Genomic DNA, 16,397 nt, shown 5'->3' on the forward strand with positions numbered 1-16,397 from the left:
TGATGCATTTTTTTAAATTAACAAATTTATTTAATTTTTTTATTTTTGACTTGACATTTAATAGTTAGTCTTAAATTAATATTTTTTAGTAATCTTAGCAATATAAAAATTATCCACAATCTCCTCTTGATAGTTGATTAAAAATCCACCAACCTCATCATACTCACCTTGGACATTTTCAGGTATCTGAACTTTTACACTTTCAAAATTAGGGTGGTTAGCTAAAAACTTCGCCACATTTTTGGTATTCTCCTCTTTTGTAATGGTGCAAGTGCTATATACAAGCTCTCCACCAACTTTTAAATTATTACTAGCTGACTCCAAAATCTCATATTGTAAAGTTGCCAACTCCTCTACATTGTCAAAATTTTTATTATAAAGTGCCTCAGGTTTCTTTCTTATAACTCCATAACCACTACAAGGGGCGTCAACCAAAATTTTATCAAACTGTTTCCCTTGCTCTTTTATCTTTCTAGCGTCAAGTTTCACAGCACGGATAATATCAATCCCCATTTTCTTAGCATTTTCTTCAATAAGTTTTATCTTATGTGGGTAGATGTCAAGGGATAATACCTCCCCCTTATTTTTCATAAACTCTCCTATAAGTACACTTTTACTTCCAGGAGCAGAGCAAGAATCAAGAACTGATTCTCCACATTGTGGATTTAAATTTTTGACAGCTAAGTATGATGCACCGTCTTGTGCAATGATTTTCCCCTCTTTAAACTCCTCTGAATAGATAACAACTCCAGAATTAATATAGTAAACTGTATCTACTTTTTTAATAATCTTGATATTTCTTTCACTTAGATATTTTTCAAATTCATCACAAGAATATTTCAAAGTATTAACTCTCACTGCCATATAAGGGATTTTCTTAAGAGAAATCAAAACTTTTTCCAAATCCTCTGGATAATCCTCGTTTATCTTTTCAACAAACCATTTTGGATAAGAGTAGATAATATCAAATCTTTTATTATCTCTCAAATCTTTTATTATCTCATCTTTTTCTCTATCAAAACTTCTTAAGACCCCATTTACAAATCTACCAACAGGTACACTAAATTTCTTTTTAGTAAGCTCAGTTGCCTCCCAAATAACCCCTTTTGAATCACTATTCATAAAAGTTAATTGATAGATAGAAAGTCTTAAAAGTTGTTTTTGCCAATCTTTTTTTATCTCTTTAACTTTTTTAGAAATCACATAGTCCAAAAATATTCTATTTCTAATAACTCCGTAGAACACTTCAGTTATAAATCCTCTCTCTTTTTCAGACAGATTATTTTCTCTAAAATACTCATTAAGAGCGATGTTAGAAAATTTTCCATTATCAACTTCTGATAAAAGACTTATAATTCTTTGCTTAATATTCAAAATTTTCCTCCTAATATTTCTTCTTACTCTTTATCCAATTTATATAATAAACTTCCCACAATCATTGCTGTAATTCCTCCTGAAAGTTTAGCAATTATCACAGGAAACACCATTGATTTATCAATTCCAGCAGTAAATCCCAAATGGCTACCAAACACAAAAGCCCCACTTACAGAGAAAGCTATATTCATAATCTTTCCTTTAGCGTCCATTTTATCAACCATTGAAAGCATTGGGATATTATGTGCAAGACAAGCTATAAATCCTACAACAGAAGTTTCATTGACACCGATTAAAGTCCCTACCTTTTGTAAAGGTTTTGCAAAAACTTTTGTTATAAAATGTGTCAATGGAAAAGCCCCCGAAAGCACCATTCCGATTTTACACACTGTCTCACTAGCCTCTAGTGCTGAAAAAAGATTTGGAACTAATGTTACACCAGTTAAAATTCTCACACTCTCAAGCAAAAGTCCAATAGTAATAAGGATTGTCATAAATTTTCCAAAGAGCGAAAAAGATTTTGCTACCTTTTTTGGATATTTAAAAAGTAAAATCCCCAAAAGAACTGTGATAATAAATGTAGGAATAAGATTAATAATTAAAAATTTTACTCCAAATCCTGCAACAATCCCACCGATAAAGCAACCTAATGGTATAGTTAAAATCCCTGCTAGTATCCCCTTAGATAGATATTTTTCGTCGGATTTCTTAACCATTCCCATAGCCACTGGTATTGAAAAAGAAAGTGTTGCTCCAAGTGTAGCACTTAAAATAAGTCCACCTAATACAGCTCCCTCATGGCTTTTAGCAATCTCGCTACCTAAAGACCAACCTCCCATATCATTTGCAAGAATTGTCCCTGCAAAAAGAGCTGGATCAGCCCCAATCATTTCATAAAATGGTGTGATAATAGGTTTTAATCCCTTTGCAATTACAGGAGAAAGTGAGATTATCCCAATCATTGAAAGAGCCAGTGGACCCATTGCCATTATTCCCTCTTCAAACTTTTTACCATAACCAAATCTGTTGCCAAACATTCTGTCAACAGCCCCAATAATCATAAATACTACCATAATGTAGATAATAAGAGTGTTAATTTCCATAAATTTCCCCCAAAATTTTGTTCTTCCAACATTTCTTCAAAGAGCAAATAAAATCTTGTTAAATTATCATTATTTTATCTACTTTTTTTAATTATACATTAGATTTAGTATATCATTTTATCAGCTAAATTCAAAGCTAAAATTTTAATTTTTATATATTTTATAGTTAGTTTCTTTCCCACAAAACTATATTTTTAAAAATCTAATTTGCCAATAAGCTCATTTTGTTTAAATAATTATTTCTCACTCTCTTTCATAATTTTTTTAAGATAAATTATAAACCAAAAGTTAGGGTTTTAAGAGTTTCTAAAATCTCTTATCAATTTCATCTCTTAAAAAATATTTTAAAATTTTTCTTTGATTAAAATGTTGACAATTAAGGAAAATTTAACTTTTAAAAAATCATTTTTGTTTTAGATATTGACTTTTATAAGAATGTAAGGTATACTATTATTACAAAAATGTTAAAATAGAATACATTTTAAATTCACTTTTTTTCAGGGAGGCGGTTATGATGGTTAATCAATACAATGGTGATGGAAAAAAAGAAGGTTTATGGGTAAAATATTTTGAAAACGGTAAAGTAAAAGAGGAAAAAAACTACGTTAACGGTGTTAGAGAGGGAGAATACAAATGCTACTACTCTAATGGACAAATCGAAACAAGAAAATTCTACAAAGGTGGAAATCTTGACGGAGTTTACGAAACATTTTTATCAAATGGTGCAAGAGATGTTATGTATCATCTAGTTAATGGAGAGATGGTTGGTAGATATGAGGCTTTCTATCCTAACGGACAAACTAAAAAGTTAGTTGAATATGTGGACTCTAAAAATACTAAGACTAATATTTCTTTCTTCATAGATGGTAAAGTTCAAAAAGATTGTAATATTAAAGACGGAAAACTTTCTGGTGCTTATAAAGAATACTACTCTAATGGACAAATATATATAAATGCCTTTTATGAAAATGGTGAATTAAATGGAGAGTACAGAGAATACGACGAGAGCGGTACTCTTGTAAAAGAATGTGTTTATAAAAATAATAAAATAGAAAAATAATAAGATTTTTAGGGAGTGGCAACCATCACTCCCTTTTTTTATTATCTTCTAAGTCAAATTTCTTGACTTTTTAATAAAAATAAGCTATAATTCAGGTAACAAAAATAATATGTCCAAGTTTTAAACCTCTTTTACTTTTATTAAGTAAAGGGGTTTATTTCTTTTTATCTAACTTTCTTATTAAAATTATCATAAGTATCACAGTAATTGGTCTTAAAATATTATTAATTGGTTCTAATAAATCACTGATATTTTTTAAAATTTCCATATAGTCCTCTTGGTTTTTAAGTATGAGAGAGATGGGGCTTTCGCCCCTTGTGTATTATTTTCTCAACTCTCTTATAATAAAGATTATCGATACTGTGTAATACACAATTTCTAATATCTCTCTCAATATGTCCAAGTTTCCTCACCTCCTATGAGGTTATTATATCACAAAAATTAAAACTTTTTTAATCTTTTAAAGAAAATTATTTCTACATTATCTAGAGTGAAAATATAAGATATTCATCTAAATTTTTTGGTATGTCCTAAAAAAATCTAACAAAAGTAAAAGTTTTTTTTGCTTATATCCTTGATATTTTTACCTTTTAAATGGTATAATGTATTTGAATGTGGTTTATTTATGAGAGGTGAAAATAAATGAGAGAAGAATATTCGATTAAAACGAGAGAAAATTTTTGTACCGAAATTAGTATTCCCGGTTCTAAATCTATGACAACGAGAGCACTTATTTTGGCAGCTTTATCAGAAAATCCAGTTATACTTAAAAACCCACTTTTTAGTGATGACACAGTGCAAATGATAGAGTGTCTTACTAAATTAGGAAACAAAATCTTAGTATCAGATGACAAACACTATATAAAAATATCTGGTAATAAGAAGAGAGAGTTTGGAAAGAAAACTCTTCATGTTGGGAACTCTGCATCAGTTATGAAGTTTCTAATCTCTTATGTAGCAACAGGTAGAGGAGAAATAACCATAGACGCATCATCAAGAGTTTCATCAAGACCTATAAGGGAGTTTGTAGATAGTATAAGAGAATTAGGAATAGAGATAGAATATGTAAAAAAATCTGGATTCCTACCTATAAAAATATTTGCTAAAGGAACAACTAACAATACAATAAAAGTTTCTGGTAGAAATAGCAGTCAATATTTATCATCTGTTTTATTATCAGCATCATACTTTAATAGTGATATAAATATAATTACTTCACACAAAATAACTTCAAAATCTTATGTTGACATTACCCTAAAAATGTTACACGACTTTGGAGCAAATATAGAAAAAACAGAAACAGGATATTTAGTTAAAAAATCAAAATACAACACTGTAAAAGGTTACTTAATCGAGGGAGATATGGCATCAGCCTCTTACTTCCTTGCAGCAGCACTTATTACAAACAGTACAATAAAAATAAATAATTTTTCATACAACAGTATTCAAGGAGATTATAAATTCTTAGAAATCCTTGAAAATCTAGGTCTTCAAGTAATAGAGAGGACAAAAACTTCTATCACTGTAAAAGGTGTAGAATCTTTTGATGGATTCTCTCTTGACCTTAATAGAACTCCAGACTTAGTACCAACTCTTGCAATAGTTGCCCTATTTGCTAAATCTCCATCAGAGATTTTAAACGTTGCAAACCTAAGAACTAAAGGTGGAGATAGACTTAACTCTATTCGTACAGAGATCAAAAAAATCAACGGAAGTGCCACAGATCTTCCAGACGGATTAAAAATCATACCTAAGAAAATAGGTACTTATAAAGGTGGAGTTATGGAAACATACAACGACCACAGACTTGCTATGAGTTTCTCACTAGTTGGTCTTAAAGTCCCTGAAATCTCTATAACTAATCCACATTGTGTATCAAAAGTTTTTCCAAACTTTTTCACAGAATTTGAAAATATTTATAAATAGTTAGCTTGGGAGGGAAAGTATAGGAATGTTTTTCGGGTCTGCTCAAAAAATAGAAAAATTAAATAGTACTATCATAGAAAAAGACAAAGAGATAGAGGAACTTAAGCAAAAATTAAAATTAAGTGAAGATAATGCAATAATTAATGTAGAAAGTTTTAAATCTCTTAACAGTAAAATAGATATTTTAGAAAACGAAAAGAGAGATTTAACTCTTAAGATAGAATCTTTATCAAAGGAACTAGAAAATTCTTCTAAATCAATAGTATCTCTTAATCAACTAGAAATAATGGAAAAAAATCTTAAAAAAGCCAAAGATGACAATAAGTCTCTTAGCATTGAAAGAGATAGTTTAAAAGAGAGAGTGAACACCCTTGAGGCTAAAGTGTCTCAAGTAGAAAATTCTTCTGTATCACCTAAGCAAATGGAGATAATGGAGAGAAATCTAAAAAACGCTAGAAATGAAAATTTAGAACTTAAAGAAAAATTATCACACTATGAAGAAACTGCAAAAGAGGTCGTAAGAATTAAAATCGAAGAAAGACCTAGAGAGTTTTCAGAAAATGCCATTATCTTAGACGAATTTAAGTATAAGATTTTGACAGAAGATTTTTATAATGCAACTAAGTTTAAAGAAATAAAAGATTTTTTAGTAAAAAATGATTACCTATTTATAAATGACATTGAGGATTTAGCCTCTATCGAGGGCATAGAAAAACGTAAAAACTTTAAATCAGCCTATGCTAAATTTCAAAACTTTAAAAATGGTGTAGTACCTTTAGAGGACAGAGTTTTACTTTGCAAAGGTGCTAAAGTCCAAAAAATATTTAAGTCTTATAGAAAGTTTACAAACTATCTTCTTGATAACAATATGGAATATATGTTTGACCTTGACGGTGCAGATTTCAAAGCTCTTTCTGTAAAAGCTAGTATTATGGCAAAATCTGTAAAAGATATAATGACAGTTGCTGAGAAGTATTTTGAAACTTACAAAATAAAATAGTGGAGGGATACCCTTGAAAAATATACTTGTTGGGGTTTGTGGTGGGATTGCTGCTTACAAATCAGCCAATATAATTTCAAAACTTAAGAAAAAAGGTTATAATGTAAAAGTTATAATGACAGAAAATGCTACAAAAATAATAACTCCTCTTACTCTTGAAACTTTATCAAGAAACAAAGTGGTTGTTGATATGTGGGATATAAATAGAAGATACGAAGTAGAACATATATCTTTGGCAGAGTGGGCAGATTTAGTTTTAATCGCTCCTGCTACTTATAATATAGTAGGAAAAATTGCAAACGGTATAGCTGACGATATGCTTTCTACTGTGATTTCTGCTTGTACAAAACCAAAATATTTAGCTCTTGCTATGAATGTAAATATGTATGAAAACCCAATCTTAAAAGAAAATATTTCTAAATTAGAGAGATTTGGATATAACTTTATCGAGGCTGACGAGGGATTTTTAGCTTGCAATGCCAATGCTAAAGGACGTCTAAAAAATGAAGACGAGATTGTAGAGATAATCGAAAAAGCTCTAAATGATGAAAACAAAGATTTACTAAAAGGTAAAAAAATCCTTATCACTGCTGGAAGAACAGAAGAACCTATCGATCCAGTTAGATATTTAAGTAATAACTCTAGTGGTCAAATGGGATATGCTCTGGCTAGTGAAGCTGTAAGAATGGGAGCTCGTGTAACTTTAGTTTCTGGACCTACAAATCTTCCAAGACCAAAAGGTTTAAAAGAGTTTGTTCAAACAAGAAGTGCAATGGATATGTATGAGGCTGTAATGGCAAGATTTGACGAACAAGATATCGGTATTGCTTGTGCAGCTGTAGCTGATTATAAGCCAAAATTCTATTCAGAACAAAAAATTAAAAAAGCTGATGATGATTTAGTTATAGTTTTAGATAGAAATCCAGATATACTTTATAATATGGGACAAAAAAAATCTCATCAAATGTTAGTTGGATTTGCTGCTGAAACAGAAAATATAATCGAAAATGCTAAGAAAAAACTTGTTAAAAAGAACCTTGATATGATAGTGGCTAACAATGCACACAATATGAGAAGTTCTAATAACTCAGCTACTTTCTTGAAAAAAGACGGTTCATCAATAGATATTCCTGAAAAAACTAAGATAGAACTAGCTGTGGATATATTAAAAGAAGTTTCAAAATTAAAATAAATATTAAAAAATTAAGGCTATTGCAAATTTAAAAAATGCAGTAGCCTTTTTTTATTTGCTAAAAAATTTGGATATTCTCTCTTCATATAGTATAATTATATTATAACGAACAAGGAGGCTCTATTATGATAATACTTATTACAATTATAGCTTTAGGAGTTTTATTTGGTTTATTTCTTATGTCCACATACAACAAACTGGTAAAAAACAGAATGTATGTAGAGGAAAGTTTTTCAACTATTGACACTTATTTAAAGAGAAGATATGACCTTATACCAAATCTTGTAGAGACAGTAAAAGGTGCTAAGAACTATGAATCTGAAACTTTAGAACGTGTTATCCGTGCTAGAAACTCTTATCTTTCAGCTAGCACACCTGAGGAAAAAATCTCTAATGAAAAACAAGTATCTGGATTTTTAGGAAAACTTTTTGCACTGCAAGAATCATACCCTGATTTAAAAGCAAATGAAAGCTTTGTAACTTTACAGACTCAACTTTCTAAGATTGAAGAAGATATTTTACAAGCTAGAAAATACTACAATGGTTGTGTTAGAAATTATAATGTCTCTTGTGAAACATTCCCTAGCAACATTATAGCTGGTATGTTTAACTTCAAGAAATATCCTTTCTTCACTATTGAAAATCAGGAGGAAAAGGAAAATGTTAAAGTTAGTTTCTAGTATATTTTTTCTGTTTTGCTCTTTGGTTTTTGCTGACAATGGCTATATAATCAAAGAATACAATTCGGACATCAAGATAAATGAAAAAAATATCTACACAGTAGAGGAAAATATAAAAGTAAATTTTAGAGAGCCAAGACGTGGTATCTATCGTGTTATACCTGAATATTTTAATGGCAGAGAGATAAAGGTTTCAAATATAGATACTAGTGAAATGGCTCATATAAAAGATGAGGGAAAATATATTTATATCCGTTTAGGAGACCCCACAACATATCTAAAAGGTATTAAAAATTACAAAATATCTTTCAACCAAGATCTAGGTTGGGATAGAAACAAAGAATATGATGAAGTATATTTTAATATCATTGGTAGTGATTGGGATACTTTTATTGAAAGAGTTAATTTCTCTATTACACTACCTAAACCATTTAACCCTGATAAAATAAATTTTACATCAGGAGCTAGAGGAACGAAAAGTGATGTGGCAGGAATTAAATATTATATAAAAGGTAATACAATCATTGGACATTCTACAAAAGTTCTTGCACCAAGTCATAGTATCACATTGGCTTTACCTTTAGAAGAGGGATACTTTGATGTTAGTCCTTCAATCTTTGATTATATCAGTGGAATTTCAAAATTTTTACCTTTTTTACTTTACGGAACAATACTTCTTATAGTATTTATTATTCATAAAAAGAATAAAGATGATAGCGAAGTTATCGAGAGTGTGGAATTTTATCCTCCAGATGATCTTACTCCAACAGAGTTAGGTTATTATATAGACGGAAAAGTTGATGCAAAAGATCTGACTAGTATGATTTTTTATTGGGGTAATAAGGGATTTTTAAAGATGGACGAAACAGAATCAGAGGGATTTTTTAAGAAAAAAACTACCACTCTTACAAAGTTAAAAGATATAGAAACTACTAAAGAGTTTGAAAGATTTCTGTTTGATAGTCTTTTTGCCTTTGGAGAAAATGGAGTAGTTAATATAGGCTCTCTTTATAATAAATTTTATAAATATATGGAAAAAACTGTTGATATATTTGAAATCGGACTTATTAAAAATGGAAAATCTTTATATTCTCGTGATAGTAAAAAACTTTCAAAAAGAATGTCGCTATTTATCCCAGTAACAATGTTTTCAACTTTTGGAATTATAGCTTTAGTTGGTAATGATAATCCATTCTTTGTATTTCCTACATTTATAACTGCTATGATAACTTGTGTCATCATTGGAAAACTTGCTAGTAATACAAGAAAAAGAACAATCTATGGAAATGAAATCTTAGGAAAATGTCTAGGATTTAAAAGATTTTTAACTGTTACAGAGAAAGATAAATTAGAGATGCTTTTAAAAGAAAATCCAAGTTATTTCTATGATATTTTACCTTATACTATCGTTTTAGGAGTTAGTGATATTTGGGCTGATAAATTCAAAGAGTTAGTAACTGCACCACCTACTTGGTATCATTCTAATTCTTTAGGAAATGCTTTTGTTTATTCAAGTTTTATGTCAAATATGAATCGTTCTATGTCATCACTTAATCGTAGTATGCTTTCATCTCCAAAACCTGCATCTAACTTTGGAGGAGGTTCTTCTTCTAGTAGTGGAGGTTCATCAGGAGGAGGAGCATCTGGTGGTGGCGGAGGAAGTTGGTAGTTCAAATTATTTTTATAAAAAATTTTAATTGACACTTATCTGCCATAATATTTTCATATAATTAATTTGTTCATAAAACCTTTCCTTTTAAAATAAAAACATCGAGAAACTGTAATGAATAGTAGCATTACAGTTTCTTTTTTTACTTTGACAAATTTTCTAATAAATGATAAAATTTCATAAGACAGTTCGTTTGTACCATCCTGTCTATAAATAAAACTAGGGCTTTTTTTTTATTGTAAGAATTTAATTAAGTCCTTTTAAAAAGGAGAAAAAATATGAGAAACTTAGATGATTTAACACTACTTGGAAACCAAAAGGTAAAATATCCTGATAACTATTCACCAGATATTTTAGAAACATTTGATAACAAACACCCTGAAAATGATTATTTTGTAAAATTTAACTGCCCAGAATTTACAAGTCTATGCCCAATCACAGGTCAACCAGATTTTGCAAATATTGTTATCTCTTATGTGCCAAATATCAAAATGGTGGAAAGTAAATCTTTAAAACTATATCTATTTAGTTTTCGTAATCACGGAGATTTTCACGAAGATTGCATAAATATAATAATGAAAGATTTAATAAAACTAATGGATCCAAAATATATTGAAGTTTGGGGTAAATTTACTCCAAGAGGTGGAATATCTATCGATCCTTACTGTAACTACGGTAAAAAAGGGACTTGTTGGGAAGAAGTAGCCAAAAACCGTCTATTTAACCACGATATGTATCCTGAAAAAGTGGATAACAGATAAGAATTAAGAAAAAATATATTTAAAAAAATTTAGATTTCGTGTATAATAAAGGCATATTAATAAATATCAATTTAAGTTAAACAATAATACTATCTGAGGTGGTTCTATGGAAAATCAAATAAGAAAAAAAATTCAAAATTCCAAAAGAATAGTTATAAAAGTAGGTACATCTACTTTAACTTATGCTAACGGAAATCTAAATTTTTCATTAATGAATAAATTAGCTTGGATTATGTCTGATTTAATAAATCAAAGAAAAGAAGTTATCTTAGTTTCTTCTGGAGCTATTGGAGTTGGTTCTAAAAAGTTAAACTTCAAAACTAGACCTACAGAGATTAGAGAAAAACAAGCTGCTGCTGCAGTTGGACAAGTACAACTTATGCATATCTACCAAAATTTCTTGGGAGAATATGGACAAAGTGTGGCTCAAGTTCTTTTGACTAAAGATGATTTCAAAGAGGGAGAAAGAAAAACAAATACAAATAATACTTTAGAAACTTTACTTTCTTTCGGAGTAGTTCCTATTATAAATGCCAATGACACAATCTCGACTTTCGAGATAGAGTTCAGTGATAACGACAGACTTTCTGCTAGTGTGGCATCACTTTTAAAAGCTGACCTTTTAATTATCTTAACTGATATTGATGCTCTTTATACTGCAAATCCTAAAACTCACCCTGAGGCAAAAAGAATCCCTTATGTAGAAAAAGTTACTGACGAGATTTTAGGAATGGGTGGAGAAAAAGGAAGTGAATTTAGTATAGGAGGAATGGAAACAAAACTTCTTGCTGCTAGAGAGTGTTATGATAATGGAGTTATGATGGCTATTTTAGATGGTTCTAATCCGTCATTTATAGGAGATCTGATCTCTGGTGAAGATATTGGAACTGTTTTTGATTGCAAATAAGGAGGAGATATGTATATTCAAACTTTAGGACAACAAGCTAAAGAGGCTGAAATTCAAATAGCCCAACTTTCTACAAAAGTAAAAAATGAAATTCTTATAAAATCTGCAAAGGCTCTTTTAGACAACTGCCAAAATATCTTAGATATTAACAAAGAAGATGTTGAAAAAGCAAAAACTTCTGGTGTAAAAGACGCTTTTATAGATAGACTTACACTTACAGAAAAAAGAATAAGTGATATGGCTGATGGTTTAAGACAAATCGCCTCTCTTAACGATCCAGTGGGAGAGTTTTTATATGGTAAGACTTTACCAAATGGACTTATTATCCAACAAAAAAGAGTTCCACTTGGAGTTATTGCTATAATATTTGAATCACGTCCAAATGTTACTGCTGACGCTTTCGGACTTTGCTTAAAAAGTGGTAATGCTGTAATCTTAAGAGGTGGTAAAGAGGCTATAAAAACAAATATCGCCATTGTAAATATATTTAAAAATGTTTTAAAAGAATGTGGAATAAATGAAAATGCTGTTCAAATAGTTGAAAATACTAGCCACGAAATAGCTAACGAACTTATGAAAGCTCACGAATATATTGATGTTTTAATACCTAGAGGAAGTGCAAGACTTATAAATACTGTAATAAATAATTCAACAGTTCCTTGTATTCAAACTGGTGTTGGTAACTGTCATATATTTGTTGATGAAAGTGCAAAATTAGATGACGCAGTAAATATTATAGTAAATGCAAAAACTCAAAGACCGGGAGTTTGCAATGCTGTAGAAACTCTTTTAATCCACAAAAATGTAGCAAGTTCTGTTCTTCCAAATATTGGAAAAGAGTTACAAGAAAGAAATGTAGAGATAAGAGGAGATGAAACAGTTAGACAATATATAGCTAATTCTATCCCTGCTACAGAAGAAGATTGGGCTACAGAGTATGAAGATTATATTGTGGCTATAAAAGTTGTTGAGGATTTAGACGAAGTTATAAAACATATTGCAAAATATGGTACTAAACATTCTGAATCTATCATCACAGAAAATTATTCAAATGCTCAAAGATTTTTAAACGAAGTTGACGCAGCTGCTGTATATGTAAATGCCTCTACAAGATTTACTGATGGTGGACAATTTGGTTTCGGTGCTGAGATAGGTATCAGTACACAAAAACTTCACGCAAGAGGACCAATGGGTCTAAAAGAACTTACTACTACTAAATATGTAATTATGGGTAATGGACAAGTAAGAGAATAAAAATATAAAGGCTATTGCAAATCATTGATTTGTAATAGCCTTAACCATATAATTCTCCTGCTTATTCTTCTAAAAGCCATTCTATAGCATTTACTCTTTTAATTCCATCATAGTTAGAATTTGGTAAAATCTCATCTAAAGTTATTAGATATTTAGCGTAATTATCTGTTATTTCTTGTAGTGGTCTTAGCTCTCTTGCTAAAGTATTTTCATCTAAAACTGTAAGAGAAACTTGATAATAATTTATTTCTTCATTATTTATAGCTACAAAATCTACTTCTTTATCCTTAAGTTGTCCCACATAGACTTCATAACCTCTTCTTATAAGTTCTAAGTAAACAATATTTTCTAATATATGCCCCATATCAGATGACTTGTTTGTCAAAAGAAGTTGTCTTAAACCAATATCTACTACATAATATTTAGATAAATTTGCTAAAAGTTGTTTTCCTCTTACATCATATCTTTTTACCTCATATAAAATTAAACTATCAGTTAAACCTTTTATATATTTTTCGATAGTTTTATAATCTGTTTTTCTTCCAAGAGATGTTAAAGTATTTGCTATTTTACTTGATGAAAGAAGGCTTCCAATATTTCCAAATAAAAATTTTATAACACTTTCTAGTAATAAAGGATTTCCAACTTTTACTCTTGTTATAACATCTTTCAATATAATAGAGTTATATATTCCTTCCAAATACTCTTTTATATTTTTCTTATTTCCTTCAAGTTCCAAAGTATAAGGGAAAGAACTTTCTACCAAATATTTATTATATTTTTGTAGTGTAGTCATTGGAGGAAGGTTAAAATTCTCCAATCCCTTACAAAACTCTTTAAAAGATAGTGGTAACATCTTAAGTTCTACATATCTTCCGCTTAAAACTGTCGCTAATTCTCCTGACATAAAATAAGCATTTGAACCTGTGATATAAATATCTGTATTAGATTTTATAAATAAACTATCTACAGCTTTTTCAAAATGTTCTACATGTTGTATCTCATCAAGAAAAATATAATTTTTTTTATCCTCTATAAGTCTTTCTTTTATATAAGAATAAAGTTTTTTATAATTTGTATATTCTTCAAAGTCTAAATCTTCAAAATTTATAGCTATTATTTGTTCAGGAAGAACTCCATTTTTTAAAAGATAATCACGATAAAGTTCAAATAAAGTAGATTTTCCACATCTTCTTACTCCTGATATTACTTTTATTATTTGTTTATCCTTTGACCTTATTAAAAAATCTAAATATTCTTTTCTTTCAATATTTTTCATATTATCCCTCCATAATAATATTATACTACTGTTTTTTAATTTTTTCAAGAAATTATAGGAATACAATCCTAAAAATATCTATTTTAGATAAAAATTAGGAATATATTCCTATATTTTTTATAAAAAGATAAAAAATAGGATTTCATTCCTATAAAATATAAAGTCTATAACTAAATTTAGATGTATTTTTTTATATTTTGTAGTATAATGGATATATAATAAGCAATTTATTTTAGAAAGGAGTAAATATATGAAAATAATAGTAACTGGTGGAGCTGGATTTATAGGTGGAAACTTCGTTCACTATATGATAAATAAATATAGCGACTACCAAATTATCTGTCTTGATAAACTTACTTATGCTGGTAATCTTGAAACACTAGAGCCAGTGATGAATAATAAAAATTTTAAATTTATAAAAGGAGATATTGCAGATAGACCTTTTATCTACAGTCTTTTTGAAACTGAAAGACCTGATATAGTTGTAAACTTTGCTGCTGAATCTCATGTTGATAGATCTATTGAAGACCCAGAAATATTTTTAAAAACTAACATCTTAGGAACAAATGTTTTATTAGACGCTTGTAAAAAATATGGAATAAAAAGATATCACCAAGTATCAACAGATGAAGTATATGGAGACCTACCTTTAGATAGACCAGATCTATTCTTCACTGAAGAAACTCCAATTCATACTTCAAGTCCATACTCAGCATCAAAAGCCAGTGCGGATTTATTAGTTCAAGCATATTATAGAACTTTTAAAATTCCTGTTACAATTTCAAGATGTTCAAACAACTATGGACCTTATCATTTCCCAGAAAAATTAATTCCTCTTATGATAGCAAATGCTTTAAACGACAAGCAACTTCCAGTTTATGGAAAAGGAGAAAATGTAAGAGATTGGCTTTATGTAGAAGATCACTGTAGAGCAATTGATATGATAATTCATAATGGTAGAGTTGGAGAAGTTTATAATATCGGTGGACATAATGAAAGAACAAATCTTGAAGTTGTAAAAACTATAATAAAAGAGCTTGGAAAATCAGAAGATTTAATAAAATATGTAACTGATAGACCGGGACATGATATGCGTTATGCAATAGATCCTACAAAAATTAAAAATGAATTAGGTTGGGAACCACTAACACTATTTGATGAGGGAATTAAAAAAACAATCAAATGGTATTTAGATAATAAAGAGTGGTGGACAAATATCATAAACGGCGAATATAAAAATTATTATAAAAAAATGTATGGAGATAAATAATATGATTTTAATAACTGGAGCTAATGGACAACTTGGATATGATTTTCAAAGATTGTTCAAAAAAGAAAATATCGATTTTATCGCAACAGATGTAAATGATCTTGATATAACAGACATCAATAAAATAAGAGAATTTATAAAAGATAAAAACATAGATATGATTATCAACTGTGCTGCTTATAATAATGTTGATAAAGCTGAAGATGAAGTGGAGCTTTGTACAAAATTAAACACACAAGCACCTTATGAACTTTCTATTGTGGCTAGTGAAATCGGAGCTGACTTTGTAACATACTCTACTGACTTTGTATTTGATGGAGCTAAAAACTCTCCTTATACAGAAGAAGACATACCAAATCCATTGTCAGTCTATGGAAAAACAAAACTAGAGGGAGAGAGAAAAGTTCTTGCCTCTTACGACAGAAGTTTTGTTATAAGAACGTCTTGGGTTTTTGGAGTGGCAAACAATAATTTTAATAAACAAGTTATGAATTGGAGTAAATCAAAAGATATTTTATCAATTGTAGACGACCAAGTATCAAGTCCAACATATTCAAAAGATTTAGCATATTATTCTTGGGAACTTATCAAAACTAAAAAATATGGTTTATATCATCTATCAAATGGCGATGAGGCTTCTAAATATGATCAAGCAAAATATGTATTAGATAAAATTAGCTGGTGTGGCACTTTAAATCCTGCTAAAACTAGTGATTTTAATCTAAAAGCTAAGAGAGCCCCTTATACAAAACTTGATAGCTCAAAAATTGAAAAAATTATAAACAAGAAAATCCCTAATTGGAAAGAGGGTATTGATAGATTTTTAGTCGAACTATAAAATTGGAGCCTGTGAAAAAGATTCTGTAAATTAAATAATACTAACTTTTAATAGCTTTCTATGATAAAATTAATATCATAGGAG

14 protein-coding genes are annotated in these 16,397 nt (G+C 29.4%); 11 read left to right on the top strand and 3 right to left on the bottom strand.

The window, feature by feature from the left end; translation table 11 throughout:
• Positions 1 to 75: 75 nt before the first annotated feature.
• Positions 76 to 1,374 carry a 16S rRNA (cytosine(967)-C(5))-methyltransferase RsmB gene (gene rsmB / locus I6E15_RS08905; RefSeq protein WP_177161651.1) on the bottom strand — a complete coding sequence of 433 codons (1,299 nt, stop codon included), beginning with the start codon at positions 1,372 to 1,374 and terminating at the stop codon, positions 76 to 78.
• Positions 1,375 to 1,397: 23 nt separating this feature from the next.
• On the bottom strand, positions 1,398 to 2,477 hold the full coding sequence (gene eutH, locus I6E15_RS08910; RefSeq protein ID WP_235247454.1) for an ethanolamine utilization protein EutH: 1,080 nt from the start codon (positions 2,475 to 2,477) through the stop codon (positions 1,398 to 1,400).
• A 514-nt stretch (positions 2,478 to 2,991) separates the two neighbouring features.
• On the opposite strand from eutH, the gene I6E15_RS08915 reads away from it, so the two are divergent.
• The 9 genes from I6E15_RS08915 to I6E15_RS08955 all read left to right on the top strand — a co-directional run bounded on the left by I6E15_RS08915 (position 2,992) and on the right by I6E15_RS08955 (position 12,926).
• Entirely contained in the window at positions 2,992 to 3,537 is a 546-nt protein-coding gene (locus I6E15_RS08915) for a toxin-antitoxin system YwqK family antitoxin (RefSeq protein WP_235247465.1), read from the top strand.
• A gap of 642 nt (positions 3,538 to 4,179) precedes the next feature.
• Entirely contained in the window at positions 4,180 to 5,463 is a 1,284-nt protein-coding gene (aroA, locus tag I6E15_RS08920) for a 3-phosphoshikimate 1-carboxyvinyltransferase (RefSeq protein ID WP_235247455.1), read from the top strand.
• 25 nt (positions 5,464 to 5,488) lie between these two features.
• On the top strand, positions 5,489 to 6,463 hold the full coding sequence (locus I6E15_RS08925; protein WP_235247456.1) for a hypothetical protein: 975 nt from the start codon (positions 5,489 to 5,491) through the stop codon (positions 6,461 to 6,463).
• 13 nt (positions 6,464 to 6,476) lie between these two features.
• Positions 6,477 to 7,655, top strand: coding sequence for a bifunctional phosphopantothenoylcysteine decarboxylase/phosphopantothenate--cysteine ligase CoaBC (coaBC, locus tag I6E15_RS08930; RefSeq protein WP_235247457.1), 1,179 nt, complete (start codon positions 6,477 to 6,479; stop codon positions 7,653 to 7,655).
• A 125-nt stretch (positions 7,656 to 7,780) separates the two neighbouring features.
• Positions 7,781 to 8,335, top strand: coding sequence for a LemA family protein (locus I6E15_RS08935; RefSeq protein ID WP_235247458.1), 555 nt, complete (start codon positions 7,781 to 7,783; stop codon positions 8,333 to 8,335).
• Positions 8,316 to 10,004, top strand: a complete 1,689-nt coding sequence (locus tag I6E15_RS08940; protein WP_235247459.1) for a DUF2207 domain-containing protein — start codon at positions 8,316 to 8,318, stop codon at positions 10,002 to 10,004. The genes I6E15_RS08935 and I6E15_RS08940 overlap by 20 nt, the downstream gene beginning before the upstream one ends.
• Before the next feature lie 278 nt (positions 10,005 to 10,282).
• Positions 10,283 to 10,765, top strand: a complete 483-nt coding sequence (gene queF, locus I6E15_RS08945) for a preQ(1) synthase (protein WP_177161659.1) — start codon at positions 10,283 to 10,285, stop codon at positions 10,763 to 10,765.
• A gap of 106 nt (positions 10,766 to 10,871) precedes the next feature.
• The gene (gene proB, locus I6E15_RS08950) at positions 10,872 to 11,672 is read left to right on the top strand and encodes a glutamate 5-kinase (protein WP_235247460.1); all 801 of its coding nucleotides are present in this window, start codon (positions 10,872 to 10,874) and stop codon (positions 11,670 to 11,672) included.
• 9 nt (positions 11,673 to 11,681) lie between these two features.
• On the top strand, positions 11,682 to 12,926 hold the full coding sequence (locus tag I6E15_RS08955; protein ID WP_235247461.1) for a glutamate-5-semialdehyde dehydrogenase: 1,245 nt from the start codon (positions 11,682 to 11,684) through the stop codon (positions 12,924 to 12,926).
• Positions 12,927 to 12,987: 61 nt separating this feature from the next.
• Here I6E15_RS08955 and I6E15_RS08960 read toward each other — a convergent pair whose 3' ends face one another.
• Entirely contained in the window at positions 12,988 to 14,205 is a 1,218-nt protein-coding gene (locus I6E15_RS08960; RefSeq protein ID WP_235247462.1) for an ATP-binding protein, read from the bottom strand.
• A 250-nt stretch (positions 14,206 to 14,455) separates the two neighbouring features.
• On the opposite strand from I6E15_RS08960, the gene rfbB reads away from it, so the two are divergent.
• Together rfbB and rfbD are read left to right on the top strand one after the other, a co-directional pair.
• Positions 14,456 to 15,475, top strand: coding sequence for a dTDP-glucose 4,6-dehydratase (gene rfbB / locus I6E15_RS08965; protein ID WP_235247463.1), 1,020 nt, complete (start codon positions 14,456 to 14,458; stop codon positions 15,473 to 15,475).
• A gap of 1 nt (position 15,476) precedes the next feature.
• Positions 15,477 to 16,313 (top strand): dTDP-4-dehydrorhamnose reductase, encoded by an 837-nt coding sequence (gene rfbD / locus I6E15_RS08970; RefSeq protein WP_235247464.1) that lies wholly within the window; start codon positions 15,477 to 15,479, stop codon positions 16,311 to 16,313.
• The last annotated feature ends 84 nt before the right edge of the window (positions 16,314 to 16,397 follow it).

The sequence above is a fragment of the Fusobacterium perfoetens genome, from assembly GCF_021531475.1.
In the GTDB taxonomy this organism is placed as follows: Bacteria; Fusobacteriota; Fusobacteriia; order Fusobacteriales; family Fusobacteriaceae; genus Fusobacterium_B.

Coding starts and splice junctions, on each gene's coding strand:
- eutH (WP_235247454.1), bottom strand. CDS start 2,477: ATGGAAATTAACACTCTTATTATCTACATTATGGTAGTATTTATGATT.
- I6E15_RS08915 (WP_235247465.1), top strand. CDS start 2,992: ATGGTTAATCAATACAATGGTGATGGAAAAAAAGAAGGTTTATGGGTA.
- aroA (WP_235247455.1), top strand. CDS start 4,180: ATGAGAGAAGAATATTCGATTAAAACGAGAGAAAATTTTTGTACCGAA.
- I6E15_RS08925 (WP_235247456.1), top strand. CDS start 5,489: ATGTTTTTCGGGTCTGCTCAAAAAATAGAAAAATTAAATAGTACTATC.
- I6E15_RS08935 (WP_235247458.1), top strand. CDS start 7,781: ATGATAATACTTATTACAATTATAGCTTTAGGAGTTTTATTTGGTTTA.
- I6E15_RS08940 (WP_235247459.1), top strand. CDS start 8,316: ATGTTAAAGTTAGTTTCTAGTATATTTTTTCTGTTTTGCTCTTTGGTT.
- queF (WP_177161659.1), top strand. CDS start 10,283: ATGAGAAACTTAGATGATTTAACACTACTTGGAAACCAAAAGGTAAAA.
- proB (WP_235247460.1), top strand. CDS start 10,872: ATGGAAAATCAAATAAGAAAAAAAATTCAAAATTCCAAAAGAATAGTT.
- I6E15_RS08955 (WP_235247461.1), top strand. CDS start 11,682: ATGTATATTCAAACTTTAGGACAACAAGCTAAAGAGGCTGAAATTCAA.
- I6E15_RS08960 (WP_235247462.1), bottom strand. CDS start 14,205: ATGAAAAATATTGAAAGAAAAGAATATTTAGATTTTTTAATAAGGTCA.
- rfbB (WP_235247463.1), top strand. CDS start 14,456: ATGAAAATAATAGTAACTGGTGGAGCTGGATTTATAGGTGGAAACTTC.
- rfbD (WP_235247464.1), top strand. CDS start 15,477: ATGATTTTAATAACTGGAGCTAATGGACAACTTGGATATGATTTTCAA.